This is a genomic window from Proteus sp. fly-1067, from assembly GCF_040139345.1.
In the GTDB taxonomy this organism is placed as follows: domain Bacteria; phylum Pseudomonadota; class Gammaproteobacteria; order Enterobacterales; family Enterobacteriaceae; genus Proteus; species Proteus vulgaris_B.
This window is the reverse complement of record NZ_JBEEUL010000194.1, coordinates 1-575: the sequence shown is the minus strand read 5'-3', so window position 1 is coordinate 575 and position 575 is coordinate 1. Positions and strand designations below refer to the sequence as shown.

1 protein-coding gene is annotated in these 575 nt (G+C 40.5%); it reads right to left on the bottom strand.

Going from position 1 to position 575, the window contains the following annotated elements:
• Positions 1 to 575: IgaA/UmoB family intracellular growth attenuator (locus ABN217_RS19950; RefSeq protein WP_349459960.1), on the bottom strand; the 575-nt coding region annotated here is incomplete at both ends.

Genomic DNA, 575 nt, shown 5'->3' with positions numbered 1-575 from the left:
GCAATGTGCCGTTTGCATCAGTGGATAATTGGGTAACAATACCTTCAACATCGAATGGAGTATTCACCAGCAAGCCAGCTATTCGTTTCAGCTCCAACCAACGTTGTAAGGGAGTCAAATCATTAAAGACGCTCCCTACGATAGAATCTACTAATGCTTTATTTTCATCACTAATGAATAACACCCCCCCAGGAGGAGGACTATTCAATTTAGCGGCCTCTTTTTCAACTTCGCCTTTGATAAATTCATATGTGGTGGCTTCAACGAGCTTTTCCAAGGCCTCTGCACTTCCTGCGCGTAATAAAACATGCGCACCACTCAATTTACCTGTAGAGGCCTTCGCAACCAATGCGTCCCAATCATCGGTACTACCTAAATTAATTAACGCATTTTTTAATTTTGGACAGGCCTTTTCTTCGTAGCATAATTCATTGGTTTTCAATATGATCTCAGAGAAATCAAAAATAATATTCATGCCTGACTTCATGATATCGCGTTGCAATCGAGGGTTAACGCCAACACCGCTTTTTTCAGGATGTAATTGACTTTGTACTGCATTTAATAAATTTGTCGCA